Origin of the sequence: Methanocella sp. (genome assembly GCF_035506375.1) — an archaeon.
Taxonomy (GTDB): domain Archaea; phylum Halobacteriota; class Methanocellia; order Methanocellales; family Methanocellaceae; genus Methanocella.
Window position 1 is genome coordinate 1 of record NZ_DATJPM010000029.1, and the last position, 18,730, is coordinate 18,730.

Below are 18,730 nucleotides of genomic sequence, written 5' to 3' on the forward strand. Positions count from 1 at the left end.
TACAAGTACAGGAGCAGGGAAACTTGTTGCTCACCCCATAGAAAGGCAAAATAATACCTGGGAAATTATAATAACACGGCATACGAGGATATGAAATGACGGCGGGCCGGATACCGAAAATTTTATAAAAAATCGGCCATAGTCGGCGATTGCAAAAGGTTTAATACGGTCACTAGCTATAGCACTATATACACCTATGTAGCGCCCCAATGCTCAGTTATGCTCTGCCATGCCATGGCATAACAGTATAGGTGAAAAGGAGGCTTAGACTAGTGACTAAGAATGTAACAAAGGCATTTTTATTATTGCTATTGATCAGCATGATCGTCGTCGCGGTCAGCGGATGCACCACGTCCCCGGCCGTTACGCCGACGCCTGCTCCATCTGCGAACTTCACGACGCTGACGGCGGGCACGCTCTCGATCGCCACGGATGCAAGCTATGCGCCCTTCGAGAACGTGAACACGACGACGAATCAGATCGAGGGCTTTGACATCGACCTCATGAACGAGATCGGCAAGGAGCTCGGCCTGAAAGTCGTATACACGAACCAGGCGTTCGACACTATCATCCTGGCTGTCCAGACCAACAAGTTCGACGCGTCCATATCCGCCTTCACCATCAAGCCGGAGAGGCAGAAGTCCATCGACTTCACGGACCCGTACTATGAGAATCGTGGACAGGCCCTGGCCGTCAAGGCCGGTAATGACAAAATCAAGACGCTAGACGATCTGGGCAACATGACCATCGGCGTCCAGTCGGGCACCGTCGCCCAGCTCGAGATCGCGAACCTGACGACCGCCGACAATAAGACGCTGGTCCCGCCCCAGAACATCAAGGCGTACACCCTGATGCCGGACGTCATGGCCGCCCTCAAGAAGGGAGAGGTCCAGGTCGCCGCGGGCGACTACCCGGTCATGAAGCCGTATATCGACCAGTACCCTGGCGACTACCAGTTCTCTAACACCTCACTCAGCGGTACCGAATACTTCGGCATCGTCGTCAGCAAGGACAACCCGGGACTTACGGCCGCGATGAACCAGGCCCTGGCCAAGATCAAGGCCGACGGCCGGTACGACGCGATATATAAGAAGTGGTTCTCGTAGGACAATTGAGGCACGTTTCCCACGTGCCTTTTCTTTTATATATGAAAAAAAGACCGGTCATGCATTTGCCGATTATTCAATCGCCCATATGGATGGAAAGGCTTATAACTGGTTAACTAATTAAACTTGTAGGAAAACTAAAAATGGTGCGGTGGTGCTGTTGAACCGTAGACGGTCGTCTATCTGTATACTCATATTGCTTTTATGTTCCACATCGGGCCTGCTATCCATGGTCCCTGCGTCGGCCCAGGCCAGCCATTCCATACCGATCATCGTGGAAAACGACTGGATGTCCCGCATGGAGAACTCCTCGGTCTACCTGGACGGCGCCTTCCAGGGCTTGACGGATAACCGTGGCCAGTTCGTAGTCCCGGACGTTTCCCCGGGGCAGCATAACATCACCGTCACGAAAGACGGCTATGGCAGTAAGACCATTGACCAGATCTTCAACGGCACCGAATCTCTGGAGTTTAAGCTGAGCGCCCAGAAGCCGGCGAACTCTGTCACCATCGTGGCCCTGGATGCCCGGGAGTCGAGGAGTAAGATCACTGGCGCAAGCGTCTACGTGGATGGCCAGTTCGTCGGCACGACGGGCACCGGCGACGGCGGCGTGACGCTCAGCCTGTCGCCAGGCATGCATACGGTGAAGATATCGAAGGACATGCTCGAGGATAACACGACCCGGATTGACGTTGTGCCCGGGTCCACCTACGTCATCCTCATGGAGGGCGGTGCACGCCGGTACAGCATTCTGGACGGCAGCCTGTTCATCTACTCGTTATCCAAGGAGATCATCTACGGCCTGGTCAACACGATCAAGCTGTCCATCGTGGCCTACTGTATCGGCATCTGCATCGGCCTGCTCATGGGCATCGGCCGGACGTCGTCCAACCGCATCATCCGGGTGGTCGCGTCGGTGTACGTCGAGGGCGTGAGAGGCTTGCCGATCCTGTTACAATTATTGTTCGTCAACTTCGGCCTGCCATTCCCGATATCGGACATGACGGGCCAGCAGTTCAACATCGACGCCTTCACCTCGTGCATCATCGCACTGTCGGTGAACAGCGGCGCCTACATGGGCGAAATTTTCAAGGCGGGCATCGAGGCGGTCAGCAAGGGCCAGACCGAGGCCGCGAGGTCGCTGGGCCTGTCGCAGAACCAGTCGATGCGCTATATTATCCTGCCCCAGGCGATCAAGATCGTGCTGCCCGCCCTCGGCAACGAGTTCATCGCTCTCATCAAGGACTCGTCCATCGGCTTAGTGATCTCCGTCACAGAGGTCACCATGGAGGCCAAGCTAGTGGGCGTGGAGTACTATAATACGTTCACGCCGCTCCTGGCCGCAGGTATCATCTACCTGTGTATAACAATACCGCTGGGCAAGGCGGTCCAGTACATGGAGAAGAAGTACAACATCGCCAATACCAGGACGAACGGCAAGGCGAAAAAACAAAAGGTGAAGCCGCTGTCGGAGGAGTTCGTATGAGCAACAGCATGGTAGTCATCGACGATCTGCATAAGCGCTTCGGAGACCTGGAAGTCCTCAAGGGCATCTCGCTCGATATCAAGAAGGGCGAGGTTGTGGTCATCCTGGGCCCCAGCGGCTCGGGCAAGAGCACGATCTTAAGGTGTATCAACCGCCTGGAGGAGCCCACCGGTGGCCGCATCTTCATCGACGGCGAGGAGATCACCGGCAGGAAGGCGGATTTAAACAAGATGCGCCAGAAGGTCGGCATGGTGTTCCAGCAGTTCAACCTCTTCCCCCACATGACTGCCCTGGGTAACGTCACTTTAGCGCCCATGAAGGTCCAGAAGAAGTCGAAGCAGGAGGCGGAGAAGATCGGCCTCGAGCTGCTGAAGAAGGTCGGCCTGTCCGAGAAGGCTAATAGCTATCCAACGCAGCTTTCGGGCGGCCAGCAGCAGCGCGTGGCCATCGCCCGGGCGCTGGCCATGAGGCCCGATGTGATGTTGTTCGACGAGGTCACCTCGGCGCTGGACCCGGAATTAGTAAAAGAAGTGCTGGACGTCATGAAGAACCTGGCCATGGATGGCATGACCATGATCGTGGTGACGCACGAGATGAACTTCGCCAAGGAGGTCGGGGACCGGATCATCCTGATCGACGGCGGCGTCATAGTCGAGCAGAACACGCCCGACCAGTTCTTCACCAACCCGCAGCACGAGAGGACGAAGAAGTTCCTGAACATGATCAAGAATTAGCCCTTTTTGCATTTTTACCAAAAAGTTTTAAACGATGACCTTACATTGGATTTATAAGGTTTATTTGTGTGGAGCATGGCATGAACGGCATCCTCGAGGCGGGACTCGTCCTTTCGTTGATACTTCTATTGCTGGCTGTTGATTTTATGGCGTGGATGATGGGCACACTATTCTTACTGGGACTGCTGGGCTGGCATCCGCCCGGGTGGCTGGCAAGCCCCATCGCACACGGGGCAAACACGCTCATGGCGGTCGTGGGCGGCGTCCTCGCGGTGGCGACGCCGGTGCTGCTCGACCTGGCATTAAAGCGTGTCATGGTTTTATTCTAAAAATTATCGACAATTGTCGATGACGACTACTAAAAAATTTATATACAAGGATGGCGTTTCTAAGCGCTGATGCAGAGCAACGTCGTCGACCTGAGGGCAAAGCTTGCCGAGAAGATGGCGGGCGAGATAGCCCTCTCCGGGAACCCGGGCGAGACCATAAAAAAATGGCGAAAGAGTTTTGAGGTATCTCAGATCGACCTGGCCAACGCGATCGAGGTATCGCCCTCGGTCGTCAGCGACTACGAGAGCGGCCGGAGAAAGTCGCCGGGGACGACGATCATCAGCAAGATCGTGGAGGCATTGCTGGACATCGACGAGAAGGCCGGCTCCCACAAGATCCGGGCGTACGAGAGCATGCTCTCCTATGCGAACCCGGACGTCGTCCTGGACATCCACGAGTACCGCTCGCCCGTGACGCTGGAGAAGTTCGCCGGCGCCATCGAGGCGGAGCACATCTCGGGGAACATGGACCGGTCCATCAACGGCTACACGATCATCGACAGCATCAACGCTATAATACAGCTGTCCTCCGAGGAGTTTTATCGCTTATACGGCTGGAGCACGGAGAGGGCCCTCATCTTTTGTAACGTGAGCACGGGCCGCTCGCCCATGGTGGCGCTGCGCGTATCTTCGCTCAAGCCCGCCGCCGTGGTGCTCCACGGCCTGGAAGCCTCGAAGATCGACCCGGTGGCGAAGAAGATCGCGAGCGTCGAGACGTTCCCGCTCATCGCCAGCCGGATGGACATAGACTCAATGATCAGCATACTAAAGGGATTGAAATAATGACACTAGGGATCAGCGCATACGGAGCGTACGTACCGCGGTACCGCATCAAGGTCGAAGAGATCGCGAAGGTCTGGGGCGACGATGCGGACGACTATAAGAACGGCCTGATGGTTAATGAGAAGTCGGTGCCTGACATGGATGAGGACACCGCCACAATAGCCGTCGAGGCAGCGAGGAACGCCGTGCTGAGGGGCGCGGACCCGAAGAAGATCGGCGCCATCTACGTGGGCTCGGAGAGCCACCCGTACGCCGTGAAGCCGACCGCGACCATCGTCGCAGCGGCCATCGGGGCGGGGCCGAAGATGACCGCCGCGGACTACGAGTTCGCCTGCAAGGCGGGCACCGCCGCCATCCAGACCTGCATGGGCGTCGTCTCCGCGGGCATCGCCGAAACCGCTTTAGCCATCGGGGCGGACGTCTCGCAGGGAGCGCCCGGCGACGCGCTCGAGTACACGGCGGCGGCCGGCGGAGCCGCGTTCGTCATCGGTAATACGGATCTCATCGCCACGATCAACCATACGTGCTCGTTCACGACGGACACGCCCGACTTCTGGAGACGGGAGGGCGCCGACTACCCGAGGCATGGAGGGCGATTCACCGGAGACCCGGGCTACTTCAAGCACGTCCTCTCGGCATCGAAGATGATGCTGGAGAAGGCGGGCACAAAGCCCTCAGATTATAATTACGCGGTATTCCACCAGCCCAACGGCAAGTTCCCCACCCGGGCGGCCCAGACGCTGGGATTCACCAGGGAGCAGATAAAGCAGGGCCTGACCTGCCCGATGATGGGCAACACGTACTCGGGCGCCAGCATGGTCGGCCTGTCGGCCGTATTAGACGTGGCAAAGCCGGGCGACCGGGTGTTCGTCACCTCGTTCGGCTCGGGCGCGGGCAGCGACTCGTTCGACATAACGGTCACCGACCGCATCACGCAGGTACAGGACCTGGCGAAGAAGACGTGGGACTATATAAAAGATGCTAAGTACATCGACTACGCCATATACGCGAAGCATAAGGGCAAGATCAAGGTGGACAGTTAAGAGGTGACAAAATGAGAGATGTTGCGATCATAGGCGTCGGATGCACCAAGTTCGGCGAGATGTGGGAGAGGTCCTTCAGGGACATCGTCGTAGAGGCCGGCGCCAAGGCAATCGGGGACGCAAAGCTGAACGGCGAAGAGATCGAGGCCATGTACGTGGGTAACATGAGCGGCGGCCAGTTCGTGAGCCAGGAGCACATCGGCTCCCTGGTAGCGGACTTCGCCGGGCTGGCGTCGACGTTCCACGTGCCCTCGACGAGGGTCGAGGCGGCGTGCGCCTCTGGCGGCTTGGCTCTGAGGAACGCCGTAATAGCGGTGGCGTCGGGCTACCATGACGTGGTCGTGGCGGCTGGCGTCGAGAAGATGACGGACGTCGAGACGGGCGTGACCGTGGACGCGCTGGCATCCGCAGCCGACAGGGAGTGGGAAGGCTTCATGGGAGCCACGTTCCCGGCACTGTACGCAATGGTGGCCAGGCTGCACATGCACCGCTATGGCACGACCAGAGAGCAGTTAGCCCAGGTCGCCGTGAAGAACCACCATAACGCCATTGGCAATCCCAGGGCCCAGTTCAGGAACGAGATCACCATCGACACCGTAGTTAACTCGACCATGGTGGCGGACCCGTTCACCTTATTCGACTGCTCGCCCATCACGGACGGGGCGGCCGCAGTGATCGTGGCCCCGGCGGAAGACGCGAAAAGGTATACGGACAGCCCGGTCTACGTGCTTGGCTCCGGCCAGGCGACCGACACGATATCGCTGCACAACCGGAAGGATTTCTGCACCTTCGGGGCCAGCGTCGCCGCGGGCCAGAGGGCGTACGAGATGGCGAAAGTCACTCCGAAGGATATAGACCTCTGCGAAGTCCACGACTGCTTCACCATCGCCGAAATATTAGCCATCGAGGACCTGGGATTCTTCAAGAAGGGCCAGGGCGGCCCGGCCACGCTGGCCGGCGAGACGGCCATCGGCGGTAAGATCCCCATCAACACGTCAGGCGGCCTCAAAGCTTGCGGCCACCCCGTGGGCGCTACTGGAATAAAACAAGCCGTCGAGTGCGTCGAGCAGCTCCGCGGCGAGGCCGGCAAGAGGCAGGTCAAGGGCGCGAAGATCGCCATGACCCACAACGTGGGCGGAACTGGCGGCACGGCCGTCTGCCACATATTCTCGAACGAGAAGAGGAGGAGATAAGCATGGGAGTCCCAAGATTCTGGAGAGAGATACCGGCCCGCTATAACCTCATCGGCACGAAGTGCGAGACCTGCGGTAACTATTATTTCCCGCCCCGACTTTTCTGCCCCGAATGCAGGCGTCAGGGCAAGATGACCGAGTACCAGTTCAAGGGCACCGGCGAGGTCGTGACCTATACGACCATATATACGCCCGGCGATTCCTGGATCGGCGGCAAGCCATACGTGCTCGCAATCGTGAAGCTGGACGAGGGCCCTCACCTGACCACGCAGGTCATCTGTGATCCGGCCGAGGTAAAGATCGGCATGAGGGTGACGAAGGTGTTCCGCAAGATCGGCGAGGACGGCGAGAAAGGCATGATCTACTACGGCACGAAGTTCGTGCCGGCATAAAGGGCTGACATCAGCCCTTCTTTCTTATTTGTCGCCGCTGATTTGCCGCTCATAAATCGTCCTCTAAATATACAGAATATATTTGGCTTTTATTAATCTTTAAAAATTTTATATAGTAAACTTTATTCGAATGAAACGCTAATTCATTATTGTACAAGCAGTCACTTCTTTAGCGTTCGCAGGCCATTCGTTTTTTCTATAAACGAGCGGCATCACTGCGGGCCTGAGGAGTTCGCTACCGCAGTAAAGCGAATCCATTGGCCGGTGGGGCCTTTGAAATGGTAGCAAAATAGGAGGGGTTATAATTGAGTGAACAGAACGATATTACACGGCTGGCCGCAATGGCATTCATAGTACTTATCACTACGGTTGTGCTTATCAACGCTGCCGGTTCGATACTAAAGATAGATATCATAGGAAAAAGCACTGCCAGCGGGCTGGTATATAAACCACCGCCCATTTATGTCAACCCGTCGATCATCGCGAACTTACCCACGCCGACGCCAACGCCGGCGCCCATCGTGATAAAACCGCCAATTTATGTCAACCCGTCGATCATCGTGAAATTACCCACGCCCACGCCCACGCCCACCCCTGGGCCTATCGTGATAATACCGCCCATTTACATCAACCCGTCGATCATCGCGAACTTACCCACGCCCACGCCCACCCCGGGACCGATACTCAGGCTCCCGCCGGGTGCCTTAGTTCCGAAGACATATATCCCGCCCAATATCATTCCAGGCAATATTGTACCGGGTAACACGGGCCAGGCCGGCGGCGACATTACGACGGTCACGCCGCTGCCTCCCGACACGCAGATACCCTCGCCCCGTCCCGGTGCAGTCGGGTCACCGGCGAGCCTGTGTCTGGATTCCATGGGGTATATCGCCAATAATGACAGCACTTTGACCGTGGACATCATCAGGCAGGGCGGCGACGGCATGGTATTTTACGAGATCGATGGGCTCAGGGGCAACATCGATCCCGCCGCTGCCGGGTGGTCGAACGTGAAGGGGGCCAGCGATTCGCCGGGCCAGACCATGGAGATGAAGATCTCGCTGAAGATACCGGCCGATAACAGTCTCGCGGGAAAATACTTCAATATCGTGCTCAAGCCCTTATCGCCCGAGAATACGAAGGAGAGCGTGCCCTTCATGGCCACCATTACCATCCCCGACCTGAACGCGCCTCCGCAGCAGGCCACGGTCAGCTTCGATGCCGACGCGTACAGCCTGAACAAGGGCGGCTCGGCGCTGGTCACGATCCAGAGGACCGGGGGTAGCGGTGTCGTCTGGGTGAACGTCGTGGCCTACCCGGCCGCGGCGGACGGCAGCCCCGACCCGAACCCGAGCATGGTGAACTGCTGGTGGATGAACTCCTACAGCACGGCCCCGGGCGATAACATCCAGTTCGAGGTCCGCGCGAGCCAGGACGTGAAGTCCGACGACGGCCTTGTGTTCCACCTGCCGCCCGCGGGCAGCACCGTGGACACGAGCGGTGACCTGGTCTATTACATGGACCTGACGCCCCTCGACAGCAGGCTGGCCGCAGCGGGAGAACCGTGGCGGGCTAAGGTGACGCTGCACAACGGCAACACGACCATCACGCCGATAACCACGACAGCGGCCGCAAAGACCGGCTCGCTATCGTCCGGCGGCTCGACCATCAACCAGGACATCAACACGATCGGAGGGAACAATGGCCAGGGCGATTCTGGCCAGGCAGTGGAGCTCAACCCGCAGCCTGAGCCGCCGGCGCCGGACTTCATAACGGGCATCGTGAACTGGTTCAAGGGATTGTTTGGGATGCACTGAACCATCCCTCTTTTCTTTTTTTAAAGGCATTATAACATGAGCCCCGCTATCGCATTGCCTCTGTCGGGGGGACGATGCCGAAGATCTTCCGGGCGTTCAGCTCGCCGACCATCTTTATTTTATCCTCGACGGCCCCGTGCATTTTTAAAAGGTGTACGGTGCGGGGCACGCCTAAAACGTCCGTCGGGTTCGACGAGGCGTCCGTGTTCAGCACCAGCATGCCCGCGTCAAGCCGCTCCACGATATCGGCCGCCTGCTGCGGCGTGAGCTTTGAGGGCTGGACCGTGAGGCCGGCGTTGTAGCCCCCGTCCAGGATAAGAGGGGTTGTTTCCTGGTCGGCGTGGTCGACTACGACCTTTTTCTTATCGAGCGGGCGGGTGGAGAGTATATCCAGTATGTCCCTCGTTACCATGAGCTTATTCGAGCGGGGCGTATGGACGATGATGGGTAAGCGGTATTTTACCGAGAGGTCGAGCTGGCGCTCGAGCAGGCCGATCTCGAATGGGCTACCCGTCTCAAGCCCGGTTTCGCCGATGGCGAGCACTTTCCTGTCACCCTTTGCCAGGTACGATTCGAGTAGCTCGAGACATTTATCCGGGTCATCCGGCCGTATGCGGGGATGCAGGCCCAGGCAGACATGGAGGCGGAGCCCGGACCTCCCGACACGCGACTTTTCGGAGAACAGCCGCTCGAAATGGTCTTTAATGACCACGCTGGTACTCATGCGCATGGGGTCGTGGGCGAGCGTCAGGACGTCAGTTATGCCGGCCAGCGCCATGGCCTCGAAGTCCTCGTAGGGCCTGGTATCCACGTGAGTATGCGTATCAATCATTGGATGGATATAGGATGCCGCGGGGCATAATCGTATCGAAATAAAAGGGGAGGGCGGAGGTGAGCGCCCTCGGGCTGCCATGCTTAATGATATTACTTGCTCGACGTCGAGTTGTTCAGCAGGTCGGCGTAGAACAGCGGCCTTCCATACTGGGCCTGGCCGTACTCGGCTATCTTCTGCTGCGTCGGCTGGCTCGCCAGGTAGTCGATGAGCTTTTTCGCCATCGGGTAGTTGACCGACGGGTACTCCGTCTGGTTGACCGCGATCACGTCGTACTTGTTGATGAGCGTGACGGGGTCGTTCTCCACCAGTATGGTCAGGTTGAGGCTCTTCGACAGAGACTCGTAGGTGGCGATGTCGCTCAGCGTATAGGCCTGAAGCTGGTCCGCCATGCGCAGGGTATCGCCCATGCCCGAGCCGGTCGCCTTATACCAGGTGTTGGTCACGTTCGAAGGGACGGCCTTGAGGCTGGTCTTATTCCAGATATCCCTGTTCTTTGTATCCGTGCCCGACGCGTCGACCCTCGCGACGAACGTCGACTTCGCCTGGGCGATCTTATCGTACGCCTGGGTGGCGTTCAGGCCCTTGATGCCCGCCGGATCGCTCGTGGGGCCGACGATCACGAAGAAGTTATGGGCGAACTGGGTCCTATTCCAGCCGTGGCCCTGGTTCATGAAGGTCGTCTCGGCCGCCGGGCTGTGCACGATGAGCACGTCCACGTCGCCGCTGGCGCCGTAGGCGATGGCCTGGCCGGAGCCCGCCGACAGGACCTGGACATTGACGTTATTCTCCTTCTCGAAGTCGGGCAGGATGTAGTTGAGAAGGCCCGAGTCGTTCACGCTCGTGGTCGTCGCGAGCTTCAGCGTCTGTACGGGCGCCGTCGTAGGCACCGGCGTCGCCGTTGCGTTGCCGGCCTGGTTCGTGCAGCCGGACAGCGGCACTGCAATGGCTATAAAGACCATTGTTATGATCAAGAGTTTCAATAATTTATTGGACATAATAAACCTCTTCCATATACTACTTATGCAGAATAAATAAACGTAGCGTAAGTAAAAGCGATTGCCGGGATCGAAAAAACATCCCTGAGTTTTAGTGAACAGTTTCAATTTTCCGAAGCATTATTTGTCATGGCTTATGGTAAATATTTAATAGGATGGGGGTTAAACATCGCTCCTATGGCTCCTGAAATGCAGCGCAAGCTGGCCCTGTTCGCCTGCCTGCTGCTCGTTCTCGCCGGCCTCCTGACCATGGTGCCGGACGCCTGGCTCCTCGGCCCGCAGGCCGCGTGCCACAGCTGCCACGAGGCGCAGTACCCGGCCAGCCACCTTCTTTACAGGACGAACTACATGGGCTATAACTCGCTGTGCTCCTTCGCCCCCTTCAGCACGCTCATCCTCATCGGCACCGCCATGCTCATATTCCTCACGACGTTCCGCATCAAGTTCGAGCACTGGGGCCCGCAGTACCGCCTGATCGCGGGCATCGTGCTCTTAGCGTTCGCCGTGCTCACGGTGCTGCCGGCGCAGACTGAATACAGGGACCTGCTGGGATACAGCACGCTGGACCCGCTGGTGCCGGCGAGCACCATTATCTTGCTGGCCCTGGCGGCCGCCGCCCTCATGGGCTATATCGTTTGCCCCTTCCTGATCATTATGAGATGCCGCTGCCCTGTCCTCGAAAAAGAGATGGACTCGAATTACTCCCCAGACCGGGCGATCTTACGCTATTTGAAGATGGCCGCCACGGGAAAGCTGAGCGACGAGGACGTGCGCCGCCTGTACCGGTGCACGCTGTGCAACGGCTGCTGGATGGCCTGGTTTAACCGTAGCACGCGCGCCATGGCCGTGGGAAAAGGCATCGTGCCGGCCCACCTTGCCTCGATTAAAGGTTCAGTTGCCGCATACGGGAACCCCTATGGCATCGCGATTTCGGCGGACGGCGGGGAGCTGAAGGGCGCCGATACGGATACCGTGCTGTTCAAGGGCTGTACGGCGCGCTTCAAGGCCCCGGAGATACTCGCGGCCGCACGGGAATTGCTCGATAAAAAAGGCATTAAGTATAAACTCCTGGAAGGCGAGACCTGCTGCGGATATACGCTATATAATTTAGGCGACATCGACGCAGGAAATGCCGCCGTGGACAGAAATATCAAGGCCTTCCGGGACACGGGCGTGAAGCGCATCATAACTATATGCCCCGGCTGCTACTCGGCCTTCAATAAATACTATAATGGGCGTGGCGGGTTCGACGTCGATGTCGCCCTGGCCATGGACCTGCTCAAGGATATGAAGGTGCCGGCAAAGGGCGTGACGATACACGACCCGTGCCACGCCAAAGAGAAGAGCGAGACGGCCCACGGCATGCTCATGGGTGCCAGGGAAGACGGGACCGGCGCCTGCTGCGGGGCCGGCGGCGGCGTAATGTCCTTCGACCGGATGCTTGCCGGCGCGAGGGCCGGGAGGATCCTGGAGGAGAACGAGAGCACCGTCGTTACCTATTGCCCGTTCTGCTACCTCAACCTTTCGAGGGCCGGCGAAAAAAGGGTCGCCGACCTGTACGTTGTCCTGGCTCAGGGTGGCTTAAATGGTTGATGTGCCCTTTGAAGGCCTCACGGTCGTGGAGCAATTCCACAGCCGGAAAAATAAGGTCTACCTGGTCGAGCGGGGCGGATGGCGCCTCGTCTTAAAGGTTTACGAGAACGGCCGCTGCAAGAACGAGGCCAGGACGCTTCGGGCGGCTCGAAGGGCAGGGATCGCGGTACCCGAAGTCGTGGACGTGGGCGATAACGCGCTCCTCCTTGAGCTCATACCCGGCAGGTCCGTCAACGATTATCTGAATACGCCGTCCATGGGCGAAAAAGCGCTTGGCGTGGCCGCCTGGCTGGCCGCTTTTCACGGGGCTTTCCGCTCGGGCGATGAAGTGCTGGTCAAGTCGGACGCGATCTTTAAGAACTTCCTCGTCTCCGACCGCATCTATGGCATCGACTTCGAGCTGTCCCACCGGGGCCGGCCCGAGGAGGACGTGGGCGAGGCGCTCGCCTATTTACTCGATACCGAGCCCATGTTCTCGGAGGAAAAATATGCACTCGGCCGGCGATTCATCGGTCGCTACGAGGGGGATTCCGGGATAGCGCTAAAGAATATCGACGCCTTCGTCGCTAATTCCCTGAGACAGGCCGCAGAGTTCCGTCCGGGCCAGAGGGAGCTGTTATTAAAAAAGGCCCGGGATATCGAAGATTCGAGGCCTTTTACGCCTCGCCGATAACGAGCGGTATGTACATGTCGTCGGGCAGCAGAGTGCCGTGGTTGCCGCCGCCGCCCGTCAGGTTATGGCACCCGTGGTCGGCGTAAATGACCACGACCGTGCCATTATCCAGGCTTTTCAGGACCTCGCCGACTTCGACATCGGCCGTTTTCACCGAGGCCAGCCCTTCGGGCGAATAGGGGCCATATTCGTGCATTTCCAGGTCAGTATCCTTGTAGTGGACGACCATAAAGTCGGCGCCTGCCCGGTATTCGTCGATGGCCGCCGCGGTGACCTCGTCGTCAGCGGAGCCGTCGCCGTTCTCGTCGAGGGCGAACACCGTATCGTTCACGGCTACGGGCGGGCTGTTGCCGTCGACCCAGACGGCCTTGAGCCCTTTGCGCTCGAGGATGTCGAAGACCGTGTCATTATAAGGCAGGTAAGACCGGAAATCCCCCCTGGAGAGGTTCGGCGCCAGCCCGGTGGCCATGGCCTTCGCGTTATTCTGGGTGATGGATGGGTAGACGCATACAGCCTTTACCGGCTCTCCCAGAGATGATATATTGCTGATCAGGCCCCTCTGCCGGGCGTCCTGATAGCGCTCGTAGCCGAAAGCGTCCAGATAGAACAGGACGACCCTGCTCGCCTTTTCGTGGATCAGGTCGTCCCTGCCCCCGGCGTCCAGGGCATAAAGGATAGACGGCGCGACGTCCAGCGTGGACACTCCGGGCTTATCGGCAAGCGTAACGTTAATGTCCGTGGGCATAGCCCTTTTGCCGGCATAGTAGACGCTGCCGTTGGGCTCAACAAGCATGGGGATGTCCTTGCTCGCCGCCGAGGCGGCATCTGTCCAGTTATATACCGTGCCATTATACGATATGGCCGTGACCGGATATACGCCGTAGTAAGCGAGGAATATTTCGAGCGGTATGCCGGTGACGCCGTCGTAGGTCTTCGCGTCGTTCGCCAGCTTTTCATAGAGCGAGCTATTGACGCTCTTCGACGAATCGCCGTTGATTGCGAACGACCACTCCCTGCCCGCAGTAATACAGCCCGAAAGGGCGATAAAAAAAAGAATGAGCAGGACTGGGAGAATTTTTTTAACGTCCATTTACTCCGCCGTTATCGCTTCCACGCCCATCCAGTTTGCCCGGGCCTTATCGCTCGACGCTATCTTGATCTTGCCCTGGTCCCGGGTGACGAGCAGCCCGGCCGTCTCATCCCGGGTATAGGTCTTTTCGACGACGGGGCCCTTAATGGTCACGTTCGAGTAGCCCGCGAATCCTTCCTTCGCCAGCAGATTATCAAGGCGGATGCCCGGCACGACGAAGGCCGACTGGTACTGGTAATCGCGGTCCGTTCCCGCGTATCCGGTCGTCTTGCTGCTGTAGACCAGGCTGTCCATGCCATCATCGATCATTTGACCGTAGGTCAGCTCCTTCCCGTTGAGCTGTATGGAGTCGCCGGAATTGCCGCCCACCACGACGATGGCCCGGATGTTCTTTGCCCACACGTTCACGGGCATGTTGGGGCCGAGCACGCGAATGGAGTATTCCATGGGCACGAATATCGTCTCGTTGCTCATCTCGCTCTTATTTAGTGTCATCTCATAGTCGTCCGCATAGAAGACCAGCCGGTCGAAGCCGGTCACGCCGTGCGCCTGCAGGAAATCATAGACGGAGACCCCCTTCGATGGGACGCCTACGCCGTCCTGCTGCTTTAGCGTGGTGATCTCGATCTGCCTGAGCTTGAAGATGTCGTCGATGACCACGTATTCGTCCTGCGGCGTATCTCCGGTCAGCAGCAGCGTGCCATTCATGTTGACGTCGGGCGCGACCACGCTGCCGTGGCCCTCGTGGCACTGCTTGCAGTCGAGCTGCTGGGGCTGCGTGCTGGACGTATACGCGAAGGTCGCCGCCGCGGCCAAGACAAGCCCGATGGCCAGGCCGGCGATCAGGAACTTATACGCTTTTTCCATGGCTGATCACGATAGCTCTATGGTGGCGAGCTTATTGACCCACGTGGAGAACTGCTGCGAGGGCAGGATGTCCCGTAGCGTGCCGTTCTGCTGGTCGATGGCGATGATGGCATCGTTGTCGGCCCGGATGTCGGTCATGTTGACCGTCTTATTGTAGCCGTCGGACGCGATGAACCTGACCTTCGTGGCAGTGGTGTTCGCCGCGTAGTCGTCCAGGATCTTATTCAGGGACGGACCGGAAACGCTCAGCGTCGTGTTGTTTTTAAAGGGCACCGTCAGGGACTTGACCGGGTACGACTGGAGCTTCGACATCTTCAGCCCGATGGCGTTCGCGGTGACGCCGGTGATGTTCAGCACGAACGGCTCTGTGCTGGAGCCGGCGGCCTGGGTGAGCTCGATCTTGACCGGCACCTTCATCCACATCTCGCCCGGCTCGTCGGGCACGACTATGCGGATGGAGTTCTTGTTGATGTTATCGGTGAGCGCCGTGCCGTTCTCCTTCAGGCCGAGGATGGACTTTTCGAGCTGGGCCTTCGTGTAGACCTTCATGTACCCGTCGGACGCGGAGATCTTGAAGTTATAGTCCCCGGCGGGCAGGCCGGCCTTGTTGATAATATCCATCATGGGCACGCCCACGTAATCGCTTGTCGTCTCGGTGCCTACAGAGTTGATCATGACGACCCCGTCTTTCTCGACCAAGCCCATGGCCTTAATATCGGCATACGCAAGCGTCACGTTCGTGTTTCCGCCAACTACCTGGAGCTTATAGTTCGGCACGTCCGTCAGGCCCGCCTTGAGGCCCGAATTATCGCCGCCGGCCGCGCTCGGGGCCGCCGTGGTCGGTGTCGCAGTATTAGTGTTCGTGCTCGTAGTGCAGCCGCTCAGAGCCGCGGCTACCAGAACAACCGTAAGAATCAATAGTATCGATGCATTATACCTCATAGTTTCACCCCATTTTGTCTTAAGGTGTAATAAGCAAAGTAATTAGCATCTGTATTATAATAAACATGATGCAATCGATATTAGTTGCTTTCATGGAAAAGTGAACGACGCCGGCATGGTCAGGAAGTGGAGCCAGAGGTTAAGCGCCAGAACGGCCACGATGGCGACGGCCGTAGCGCTAATCACGGCATCCGTCGCCCGGAACGGCCTGCTCCGCGTGAATGTGCGCGCCCGGCTGTAGCCGAACGCCCGGCTCTCCATGGAGATGACCAGCACGTCCACCTTGGACAGCGCCGAGACGATCAGCGGCATGAGCGTAAACCGTACGATTTTTATCACGCTCTTTATCCCTCCGCTGTCGATCTCCAGGCCCCGGGCCGCCTGGGCATTTCTCACGGTGCCGGCCTCAGATTCGAAGACCGGCAGGAAACGTATGGCCGTGACTATCATGAACCCGAAGCGGTAGGGCAGGCCCGCCTTCATGAGCGCGTAGGCCAGCTCGTTCGGCTCGGTGGTGACGATGAAGATGGCGCTGCCCAGGATGATGGTGAGGAAGCGGAAGGCGATGAGAAGCCCGTTGTAGACTCCCATGGTCGTGATGTTCACGGTGAAAAGCACGAGGGGTACGCTGACGATGAGGCCGCCTCCGCCCGTGAACAGCGCCTGGACGGCGACGATGAGCAGGGCGAAGGAGATGAAATATTTAGACGTGACCAGCGAGGCCAGCGTCCTGGACCGGAGCCATGCGGCGATCGCGAGCATGGCCAGGAAACACAGCAGCTCGGCCGTCAGGCTGCTGAACATAAAGATGGATACGCTGTAGGCGACGAGCACCAGCAGGCGTGTCAACGGGTTCAGCCGGTGTATAAAAGAAGAGCCCCCCTCGTAACGGAGCCTCATTTCCTGCAGCCCTCCGGCACATAGTCCTTCATTCCTGATTCCTCTATGCGCCGCATTGCCGCTTCCGGCTTATCGTCCACCAGGACGATGCCGTCCTTGAGGAGCACGATGCGGTCGCAGTACCTGTAGACCATATCCATGTCGTGCGAGACCAGCACGAGGGCCTTGCCCCCGTCCCTCAGCCTTCGCAGCTCGCGGCACATGCGTGTCACGTTGGCGTAGTCCTGCCCGACGAAGGGCTCGTCCATGATGATGAGCGTGGGGTCGTGCGGCAGGACCGAGCATAAGTTCAGGCGCCGCTTTTCGCCGAAACTGATGCCCAGCGGATGCTTATCCCTGTATTTGGCCAGGCCGTACTTCTCTAGGACGGGATCGACGAGATGGGCGGCCTCATCCTCTCCCGTGCCGAAGTTCCTTAAGGCGAAGGCGGCCTCGGCGTAGACGGTCCTCTCGAATATCTGGTGGTTGGGGTTCTGGAAAATGAAGCCCGAGCGCCGGGCGATATCGGACGTCCGGGACTTTCCCACGTCCAGTCCCGTGACCGAAACGCTTCCCGAGTCGAATTTGTGGAGCCCCATGAGCACGTTGAGGAAGGTGGTCTTGCCGGAGCCGTTCGGCCCGATGATGCCCACGATCTCCGAATTATTCACTTGCATGTCGATGCCGTGGAGCGCCTCCCTGCCGTCGTACGACGCGCGGAGGCCTTTAACCTCCACAACTGGCGTCTTTTTCGTCGTGCCGCCGTCCGCCGCGAAGGCCGGGCAATCGAGGCCAGGCAGCCTGACGCCGATAGAGTTTAGCTGCTCCCGGTATCTGCCAACGACCTCCCGGGGCTCTCCATCCATGACGATCCGGCCTGCCTCCATGACGACCAGCCTGTCCGCAAGCCCCATGAGCCTGTCGAGCTTATGCTCGATAACGATGATGGTCATTCCCGTATTCTCTTTAAGGCGCTCGATAGCAGAGAAGACGGTCGCTGTGCTGGACGGGTCAAGGTTCGAGGTGGGCTCGTCGAGGATCAGCGCCCGGGGATGCATGGCCAGCAAGGAAGCGATGGCCACCCGCTGCTTCTCTCCACCGGAAAGCTCGTGGATCTCCCGGCCCTTCAGGTATGAGGCCCCGACAAGGGCCAGAGACTCATCGACCCTGCGGTTCACTTCATCCGCGCTCAGCAGAAGATTCTCGGGCCCGAACGACACCTCGTCCCGCACGTTCAGCGTGCATAGCTGAGACTCGGGGTCCTGCTGCACGATGGCCACGAGGGGGGCGATGTCGGACAGTTCCACGTCCGTCGTGCGCTTGCCATCCACCTCGATAGAGCCCTCCATCCGGCCCTCGAATACGTGGGGGATGTACCCGCCCATGGCCAGGGCCAGTGTGGACTTGCCGCACCCTGATGGCCCCGTGATGGCCAGGAACTGCCCTTCAGGTATCTCCAGGCTGATGCCGTCCAGCGCTTTCCTGTCAGAGTTAAAAAAAGAGAACGACAGGCCCCTGATCGAGATCATAAGGTCAGGATACGTCCAGCTCGGTGGCCTGCTCTACCCACATGCCTCCCGCGAAGCCCCTGGCGATGACGCGGACCGTGTCGTTGTCGTTGATGAGGATGACGTTATCGTTAGCGGTCACGTTGGCAAGGTCGAACGTCTGGGCGTACCCGTCGGAGGCCCTGATGGTGACGTTCGTAGCGCCGCTCTTCACTCCGGCGTCGGAGAGCACTGTCCTCAGCGGGACGCCCGTATAGTTCGCCTCCGGCAGGTGCGTGACCTTGCCGTCAAGCTTCGCCGTGATGGTCACGAACCTGTCCTTATAGCTGTTCAGGTCGTACGTCCCGGGCTTATCTACCTGTCCCTTAACGTTAAAGCTCAGCTTCTTCTCAGTCGTGCATCCAAGCGACATAGCCATAATGACCATCACGATAAATACAATAGCGATTCCTGATCTCCTCATAG

At 58.6% G+C, this 18,730-nt stretch carries 19 protein-coding genes; 11 read left to right on the forward strand and 8 right to left on the reverse strand.

The features are described from left to right. Nucleotides 1-272 precede the first annotated feature (272 nt). The 9 genes from VMC84_RS03195 (at nucleotide 273) to VMC84_RS03235 (ending at nucleotide 8,883) form a co-directional block, all read left to right on the forward strand. Nucleotides 273-1,106, forward strand: a complete 834-nt coding sequence (locus VMC84_RS03195) for a basic amino acid ABC transporter substrate-binding protein (RefSeq protein WP_325378073.1) — start codon at nucleotides 273-275, stop codon at nucleotides 1,104-1,106. Nucleotides 1,107-1,335: 229 nt separating this feature from the next. Further along, the gene (locus VMC84_RS03200) at nucleotides 1,336-2,592 is read left to right on the forward strand and encodes an ABC transporter permease subunit (RefSeq protein WP_325378075.1); all 1,257 of its coding nucleotides are present in this window, start codon (nucleotides 1,336-1,338) and stop codon (nucleotides 2,590-2,592) included. An 8-nt stretch (nucleotides 2,593-2,600) separates the two neighbouring features. Continuing rightward, the gene (locus tag VMC84_RS03205) at nucleotides 2,601-3,326 is read left to right on the forward strand and encodes an amino acid ABC transporter ATP-binding protein (RefSeq protein WP_349256737.1); all 726 of its coding nucleotides are present in this window, start codon (nucleotides 2,601-2,603) and stop codon (nucleotides 3,324-3,326) included. Between the two features lie 80 nt (nucleotides 3,327-3,406). After that, nucleotides 3,407-3,655 carry a hypothetical protein gene (locus VMC84_RS03210; protein WP_325378079.1) on the forward strand — a complete coding sequence of 83 codons (249 nt, stop codon included), beginning with the start codon at nucleotides 3,407-3,409 and terminating at the stop codon, nucleotides 3,653-3,655. A gap of 69 nt (nucleotides 3,656-3,724) precedes the next feature. Beyond that, the gene (locus tag VMC84_RS03215; RefSeq protein ID WP_325378081.1) at nucleotides 3,725-4,438 is read left to right on the forward strand and encodes a helix-turn-helix domain-containing protein; all 714 of its coding nucleotides are present in this window, start codon (nucleotides 3,725-3,727) and stop codon (nucleotides 4,436-4,438) included. Next, nucleotides 4,438-5,481 (forward strand): hydroxymethylglutaryl-CoA synthase, encoded by a 1,044-nt coding sequence (locus VMC84_RS03220; protein ID WP_325378084.1) that lies wholly within the window; start codon nucleotides 4,438-4,440, stop codon nucleotides 5,479-5,481. The genes VMC84_RS03215 and VMC84_RS03220 overlap by 1 nt, the downstream gene beginning before the upstream one ends. Nucleotides 5,482-5,492: 11 nt before the next feature. Beyond that, a complete protein-coding gene (locus VMC84_RS03225) occupies nucleotides 5,493-6,674 on the forward strand; it encodes a thiolase domain-containing protein (protein ID WP_325378086.1) in 1,182 nt (393 codons plus the stop codon). Between the two features lie 2 nt (nucleotides 6,675-6,676). Next, the gene (locus VMC84_RS03230; RefSeq protein ID WP_325378088.1) at nucleotides 6,677-7,066 is read left to right on the forward strand and encodes a Zn-ribbon domain-containing OB-fold protein; all 390 of its coding nucleotides are present in this window, start codon (nucleotides 6,677-6,679) and stop codon (nucleotides 7,064-7,066) included. Between the two features lie 305 nt (nucleotides 7,067-7,371). Beyond that, complete coding sequence (locus tag VMC84_RS03235) at nucleotides 7,372-8,883, forward strand: hypothetical protein (RefSeq protein ID WP_325378090.1); 1,512 nt, start codon at nucleotides 7,372-7,374, stop codon at nucleotides 8,881-8,883. 46 nt (nucleotides 8,884-8,929) lie between these two features. Here the strand turns inward: VMC84_RS03235 and VMC84_RS03240 are convergent, their stop codons facing one another. Beyond that, nucleotides 8,930-9,715 (reverse strand): TatD family hydrolase, encoded by a 786-nt coding sequence (locus tag VMC84_RS03240; RefSeq protein WP_325378092.1) that lies wholly within the window; start codon nucleotides 9,713-9,715, stop codon nucleotides 8,930-8,932. A gap of 92 nt (nucleotides 9,716-9,807) precedes the next feature. Next, nucleotides 9,808-10,689, reverse strand: coding sequence for a substrate-binding domain-containing protein (locus tag VMC84_RS03245; RefSeq protein ID WP_325378094.1), 882 nt, complete (start codon nucleotides 10,687-10,689; stop codon nucleotides 9,808-9,810). Nucleotides 10,690-10,890: 201 nt separating this feature from the next. On the opposite strand from VMC84_RS03245, the gene VMC84_RS03250 reads away from it, so the two are divergent. Further along, nucleotides 10,891-12,306: a (Fe-S)-binding protein gene (locus VMC84_RS03250; RefSeq protein ID WP_325378096.1), complete on the forward strand. Its 1,416-nt coding sequence runs from the start codon at nucleotides 10,891-10,893 to the stop codon at nucleotides 12,304-12,306. Then, nucleotides 12,299-12,979: a phosphotransferase gene (locus VMC84_RS03255; protein ID WP_325378098.1), complete on the forward strand. Its 681-nt coding sequence runs from the start codon at nucleotides 12,299-12,301 to the stop codon at nucleotides 12,977-12,979. The genes VMC84_RS03250 and VMC84_RS03255 overlap by 8 nt, the downstream gene beginning before the upstream one ends. Here the strand turns inward: VMC84_RS03255 and VMC84_RS03260 are convergent. From VMC84_RS03260 to VMC84_RS03285, 6 genes are all read right to left on the reverse strand, one after another. Next, entirely contained in the window at nucleotides 12,963-14,069 is a 1,107-nt protein-coding gene (locus VMC84_RS03260; protein WP_325378100.1) for an alkaline phosphatase family protein, read from the reverse strand. The genes VMC84_RS03255 and VMC84_RS03260 overlap by 17 nt on opposite strands. Continuing rightward, nucleotides 14,070-14,936, reverse strand: a complete 867-nt coding sequence (locus tag VMC84_RS03265; protein ID WP_325378102.1) for a hypothetical protein — start codon at nucleotides 14,934-14,936, stop codon at nucleotides 14,070-14,072. 6 nt (nucleotides 14,937-14,942) lie between these two features. Then, the gene (locus VMC84_RS03270; protein WP_325378104.1) at nucleotides 14,943-15,878 is read right to left on the reverse strand and encodes a hypothetical protein; all 936 of its coding nucleotides are present in this window, start codon (nucleotides 15,876-15,878) and stop codon (nucleotides 14,943-14,945) included. Between the two features lie 90 nt (nucleotides 15,879-15,968). Beyond that, complete coding sequence (locus VMC84_RS03275) at nucleotides 15,969-16,778, reverse strand: energy-coupling factor transporter transmembrane component T (protein WP_325378106.1); 810 nt, start codon at nucleotides 16,776-16,778, stop codon at nucleotides 15,969-15,971. Continuing rightward, nucleotides 16,775-18,286: an energy-coupling factor transporter ATPase gene (locus VMC84_RS03280; protein WP_325378108.1), complete on the reverse strand. Its 1,512-nt coding sequence runs from the start codon at nucleotides 18,284-18,286 to the stop codon at nucleotides 16,775-16,777. The genes VMC84_RS03275 and VMC84_RS03280 overlap by 4 nt, the downstream gene beginning before the upstream one ends. Before the next feature lie 4 nt (nucleotides 18,287-18,290). Next, entirely contained in the window at nucleotides 18,291-18,728 is a 438-nt protein-coding gene (locus tag VMC84_RS03285; protein ID WP_325378110.1) for a molybdopterin-dependent oxidoreductase, read from the reverse strand. Between the last annotated feature and the right edge of the window lie 2 nt (nucleotides 18,729-18,730).

Coding starts and splice junctions, on each gene's coding strand:
- VMC84_RS03200 (WP_325378075.1), top strand. CDS start 1,336: ATGGTCCCTGCGTCGGCCCAGGCCAGCCATTCCATACCGATCATCGTG.
- VMC84_RS03205 (WP_349256737.1), top strand. CDS start 2,601: ATGGTAGTCATCGACGATCTGCATAAGCGCTTCGGAGACCTGGAAGTC.
- VMC84_RS03210 (WP_325378079.1), top strand. CDS start 3,407: ATGAACGGCATCCTCGAGGCGGGACTCGTCCTTTCGTTGATACTTCTA.
- VMC84_RS03215 (WP_325378081.1), top strand. CDS start 3,725: ATGCAGAGCAACGTCGTCGACCTGAGGGCAAAGCTTGCCGAGAAGATG.
- VMC84_RS03220 (WP_325378084.1), top strand. CDS start 4,438: ATGACACTAGGGATCAGCGCATACGGAGCGTACGTACCGCGGTACCGC.
- VMC84_RS03225 (WP_325378086.1), top strand. CDS start 5,493: ATGAGAGATGTTGCGATCATAGGCGTCGGATGCACCAAGTTCGGCGAG.
- VMC84_RS03230 (WP_325378088.1), top strand. CDS start 6,677: ATGGGAGTCCCAAGATTCTGGAGAGAGATACCGGCCCGCTATAACCTC.
- VMC84_RS03240 (WP_325378092.1), bottom strand. CDS start 9,715: ATGATTGATACGCATACTCACGTGGATACCAGGCCCTACGAGGACTTC.
- VMC84_RS03250 (WP_325378096.1), top strand. CDS start 10,891: ATGGCTCCTGAAATGCAGCGCAAGCTGGCCCTGTTCGCCTGCCTGCTG.
- VMC84_RS03255 (WP_325378098.1), top strand. CDS start 12,299: ATGGTTGATGTGCCCTTTGAAGGCCTCACGGTCGTGGAGCAATTCCAC.
- VMC84_RS03260 (WP_325378100.1), bottom strand. CDS start 14,069: ATGGACGTTAAAAAAATTCTCCCAGTCCTGCTCATTCTTTTTTTTATC.
- VMC84_RS03265 (WP_325378102.1), bottom strand. CDS start 14,936: ATGGAAAAAGCGTATAAGTTCCTGATCGCCGGCCTGGCCATCGGGCTT.
- VMC84_RS03270 (WP_325378104.1), bottom strand. CDS start 15,878: ATGAGGTATAATGCATCGATACTATTGATTCTTACGGTTGTTCTGGTA.
- VMC84_RS03275 (WP_325378106.1), bottom strand. CDS start 16,778: ATGAGGCTCCGTTACGAGGGGGGCTCTTCTTTTATACACCGGCTGAAC.
- VMC84_RS03280 (WP_325378108.1), bottom strand. CDS start 18,286: ATGATCTCGATCAGGGGCCTGTCGTTCTCTTTTTTTAACTCTGACAGG.
- VMC84_RS03285 (WP_325378110.1), bottom strand. CDS start 18,728: ATGAGGAGATCAGGAATCGCTATTGTATTTATCGTGATGGTCATTATG.